This window comes from Pseudomonas sp. GM24 (genome assembly GCF_000282235.1).
GTDB lineage: Bacteria > Pseudomonadota > Gammaproteobacteria > Pseudomonadales > Pseudomonadaceae > Aquipseudomonas.
Genome location: NZ_AKJR01000330.1, coordinates 1 through 4,470 on the forward strand (window position 1 = coordinate 1; position 4,470 = coordinate 4,470).

At 61.3% G+C, this 4,470-nt stretch carries 3 protein-coding genes and 1 pseudogene; all 4 read right to left on the bottom strand.

Going from position 1 to position 4,470, the window contains the following annotated elements:
• Window positions 1–54: 54 nt before the first annotated feature.
• The 4 genes and pseudogenes from PMI23_RS27840 to PMI23_RS27850 all read right to left on the bottom strand — a co-directional run bounded on the left by PMI23_RS27840 (window position 55) and on the right by PMI23_RS27850 (window position 4,352).
• The gene (locus PMI23_RS27840; RefSeq protein WP_007950255.1) at window positions 55–1,404 is read right to left on the bottom strand and encodes a CoA transferase; all 1,350 of its coding nucleotides are present in this window, start codon (window positions 1,402–1,404) and stop codon (window positions 55–57) included.
• A 206-nt stretch (window positions 1,405–1,610) separates the two neighbouring features.
• Window positions 1,611–2,366, bottom strand: a complete 756-nt coding sequence (locus PMI23_RS30445; RefSeq protein ID WP_443200716.1) for a methyl-accepting chemotaxis protein — start codon at window positions 2,364–2,366, stop codon at window positions 1,611–1,613.
• Window positions 2,367–2,468: 102 nt separating this feature from the next.
• Window positions 2,469–3,749, bottom strand: a pseudogene (locus tag PMI23_RS30450) (PDC sensor domain-containing protein); the annotation flags it as partial.
• Window positions 3,750–3,962: 213 nt separating this feature from the next.
• Window positions 3,963–4,352: a YbaN family protein gene (locus tag PMI23_RS27850; RefSeq protein WP_007917897.1), complete on the bottom strand. Its 390-nt coding sequence runs from the start codon at window positions 4,350–4,352 to the stop codon at window positions 3,963–3,965.
• Window positions 4,353–4,470: the final 118 nt, after the last annotated feature.

Genomic DNA, 4,470 nt, shown 5'->3' on the forward strand with positions numbered 1-4,470 from the left:
ATATCACCCGATCGGTCCCCTCTCCCTCTGGGAGAGGGTTAGGGTGAGGGGCTTTTAATTCCACTGTGGGTGATGAGAACCCAGCTCTGTAGCCGGCAACGCCCACTGAATCGGCGTGCCGCTGATCTTCACCGGCACCTGCAAACGATGCGCCGGGCCCCACGGGGTCTGCTCTATCGACGTGCTCTGATCCTGTTCATCCTCGACGCGCAACGCTTGCGTTGTCCCCGGCCCATGCTCGATCAACAACTTTGCCGTACGCGCCAGCGACAATCGCGCCGAGCCCGAGCGGCCATTCGCCAACCGCTCAGTCAGCAACCTGAGCGCACTGGCCGCCATCAAGTACCCCGTCGCATGATCCAGCGCCTGCACCGGCAATGGCGTCGGTTTCTCAGCCTGCTGCCAGCGCTGGCCGGCCTCGGCGATGCCGCTGCTCATCTGCACCAAACTGTCGAAGCCCCGGCGGTTCTGCCACGGGCCGTTCCAGCCGTAAGCGTTGAGGGCAACATCGATCAGGCCCGGTGCCAGATGGCGACGGCGCTCAACGCTGAAACCGAGATTGTCCAAAGCGTCGGCGCGGTAACCGTGCAGCAAAATATCGGCGTCTTTCAACAAGCCTTCGAACACCGCGCGATCCGCCGGATCCAGCAAGTTCAGCCGCGCGCAGTGTTTGCCGAGGGTCATTTCCGGAACGACACCAGGCTCATTCCAGGTCGGGGAATCGATGCGCAACACGTTGGCGCCAAGGCCAGCGAGAAAACGGCTGGCGGTGGGGCCGGCGAGCACGCGTGTCAGATCCAGCACCCTGATCCCGGCCAACGGTTGCGCCACCGAGCCTTGCCACGCTTGGTGCTGTTCATCCTGCGAGTCAAGGAAATGCACCAGCGGCTCGGCATTCACCGCGAGCCCCTGCGGATGCTTCTGCCATTGCGCCCAACTGCGCATTTCGGCGGCGCAGCCCTGGGCCTCGACCACCGCTTGTTCCAGATCCGTACTCGTCCATTGCGCGACTTTCGCCGCCATTGCATCACGGTCGGCGCAGGCGCCGAGCACATGTTCAGCGGCGGCGCGGTGATGTGGAGCGTTGGTGTGCAGGCGGATCCAGCCGTCGCGGGTCGCGTAGTCGCCGGCGATCGGGTCCCACAGCGGTGGCACCTGCCAGCCGATTGGTCGCAGCGAGCTGGAGAACCAGAACGAGGCCAATCGACGGTCGACTGCAACGGCCGGCAAATGACCTGACTGCTGCTGGATCAACTCGCTGACGGCCTGACCGGCAGCAGCGATGCTGGCGCAGGCAAGCTCCGTGACGGCGAACGCCGAGGGCAGGGCGCCTTGCTCGGTGAAAGGAATCGGTGTGCGAGGCAAACCGAGTGCGGCTTGAATGGACGTGAGTAAATCAGTCATCGAAGGCCCTCCGGAGCGAGAGGGCGATGATAGTGCAAAACAATCCCGTGTCAGATGAAATCCCCGATTGCAGGGTTGCCACTTGACCCTGTGGGAGCTGGCTTGCCAGCGATAGCGGAGTGTCAGTCAACAATGTACTGACTGATGTGCCGCCATCGCTGGCAAGCCAGCTCCCACAAGGTTTTGTGGTGGATTGAGTGGCGGGCTCAGACGCGAAACTGATCCATCAATTTCATCTGCTGACTCGCCAGGGCATTGAGCTGGCTGCTGATCGCCGCCGACTCAGTAGCCTGCTCGGTCAGGGTTTCAGTCACGGTACGAATCGCCGAAACGTTGCGATTGACCTCTTCGGCGACCGCACTCTGCTGCTCAGCCGCGCTGGCAATCTGCAGGTTCATGTCGCTGATCACCGTCACCGCATCACTGATCTTGCCCAGCGCATCCACCGCCTGACGAATCTGCCCGGCGTTGTTGTGTGCCTGAGTCTGGCTCGAATGCATGGTCGCGACCACGCCACGGGTGCCTGTCTGAATGCGCTCGATCACGATGCGAATTTCTTCCACCGAATCCTGCGTGCGCTTGGCGAGGTTGCGCACTTCGTCGGCAACCACGGCAAAACCACGGCCGCTCTCACCGGCGCGGGCCGCTTCAATCGCCGCGTTGAGCGCCAGCAAATTGGTCTGTTCGGCGATACTGCGGATCACTTCCAGTACCGAGCCGATCTGCTCGCTGTTGACTGCCAGCGCTTCAACTTCGGTCACCGCTTTGCTGACTTCTTCGGCCAGTTGATTGATGTCGCGGGTGCTGCGCTCGATGATCGACATGCCGTCCTTGGCCGACTGATCGGCACCTTTCGCGGCGTTGGCGGCGTTCGATGCGCTGTTGGCGACGTCGTGGGCGGTGGCGCTCATTTCGTTGGACGCGGTGGCCACCTGATCGATCTCGCGGAACTGCACCTGCATGCCTTCGCTGGTCTGGCGGGCGATTTCCGAAGACTGGTCGGCGGTGCCACGGGCTTCGGTGATGCTCTGTTTGATCTGCGCGATGGTCGGTTGCAGCTTGTCGAGGAAACGGTTGAACCAGTTGACCAGTTCGCCCAGTTCATCCTGTTTGCTGTAGTTCAGGCGTTGGGTCAGATCACCTTCGCCGCTGGCAATGTTCTTCAGCATCTCGGCAACGCTATTGATCGGGCGAGTAACGCCGGACGCGGTCAGCCAGATCAGCAACAGGCCAACCAGACCGGCAACCACGGCGACCAGCAGCGCGGTGATCACGCCGGTTTCCTGAGCATCGTCGAGTACCGCTTGCAGCTTGACCGAATCGGCCAGCAGCACTTGTTTTGGCAGGTCGATGACTACGCCCCAGGCGCGTGAGTTACCGATCGGATCGACCGGGTACACCGCACGAATCAGATCGCCCTGTTCGAGAATCTTCGGTGTACCAGAGGTCAGCAGTTGCAGCACGTCCTTGCCATCGGCGCCGAGAGTGTCGCTGATCTTTTTGCCGACCTTGCTCGCGTCGGAACTGTCAGCACCGAGCACGCCGCTGCCGGAAACAATCAGCATGTGCCCGGCGTTGTTGAACAGGTTGCGCTGGGAATCCACGGCCGCTGCTTGCAGGGCATCGAGGGCGATGTCGACACCGACCACGCCGATGGCCTTGCCGTCGACGATCAACGGCACGGAAATGGTCGTCATGAGCATTTCCTTGCCACCGACGGTGTCGGCATACGGGTCGAGCAGGCAGGTGCGCTTGGCATCGCGAGGGCAGGTGTACCAGCTGTTGTACGGCGTGCCGCTGACGCTGAGGGTGGTTTTGGTCAGGTCTTCTTCGACCATGATGGTGTTCAGCGAGGCGCCGGCGGCGCGGCTCCAGTACGTGGCAAAACGTCCGGCTTCGTTGGACTGGCGCGCAGCATCGTTGGCGAACTCGCTGTCCTTGCCGTCGAGAGCGTTCGGTTCGAAGGCGAGCCAGATGCCCAGCACTTTGTCGTTGCGCTCAAAAGCGGTTTTCAGGCTCAGGTTCAACTCTTCGCGCAAGGCACCGGCGTCCAGCGAACGCTTGGCGGCCATGACGCGCATGTCCTTGATCTGGTCAGCCAGGGCTGTGATCACCGTCAGGCTTTCGCCGAAGGTCTTCTGCACCCGCACGGCTTGCTCGGCGGCTTTGGCTTGCAACAGATTCTGCACGCTGGCGGTGAGCAATTTATTGCTCGAGTCACTGACCAGTTGGTCGTTCTGGTTGGTCTGGTAGATGTTCATGCCGACGATCAGCGCAACCACACCGAGCAGGCACAGGCCGGAGAGCAGAACGATTTTCAGGCGAATGGACAGAGAGTCGAACATGGGGCGATCTCGCGAATGAATAAACGGGTGGCAGGCGGATATGAACTATCCGGTTCGCCAAATCCATTCAGCGCCATGCAATGCTCATCGGCGTGGAAGCAGAGGGCATGAGGCGCGTGCCGACGGACGGTCAGCGCTAAACGTTTGCGCAGGAGAAAGTGCTGAAAAAGCGATTAATTACAGGGATGTTTCAGTGTGGATACGGGGGCGGGTTCACGCGGGAATCGATTCCGGACGCGACCAGATCCACAGATTGCCCAGGCTCATCCCGGCAATCGCCAGATAGACCGGCCAGCCGTGATCGAGCATCACCAGCATTAACGTCGCGCAAAGCAACATGCTCACTGTCGCGCTGACTTTGGCCTTGCGCGCGATGATCTTGCCGTTGCGCCAATTGCTGAGGATCGGTCCGAACAAGCGATGGTTTTCCAGCCAGGCACTCAGGCGCGGCGAGCTGCGGGTCGCGGCCCAGGCGGCAAGAAGGATGAACTCGGTGGTCGGCAGGCCGGGCACGACGATGGCGATCAGGCCAATGCCGAGGCTGACGTAGGCCAAGAGGCCGAACAGCACGCGGGCGAGTTTCGAGGAGGCGGGTTGCGGCATGGGCTCAGCGGTGGCTTCTGAAGCGGAATGGAGATCTTACAGGCTTACGCAGTTCCCCTGTAGGAGCTGCCGAAGGCTGCGATCTTTTGATGTTGTTTTCAAGATCAAAAGATCGCAG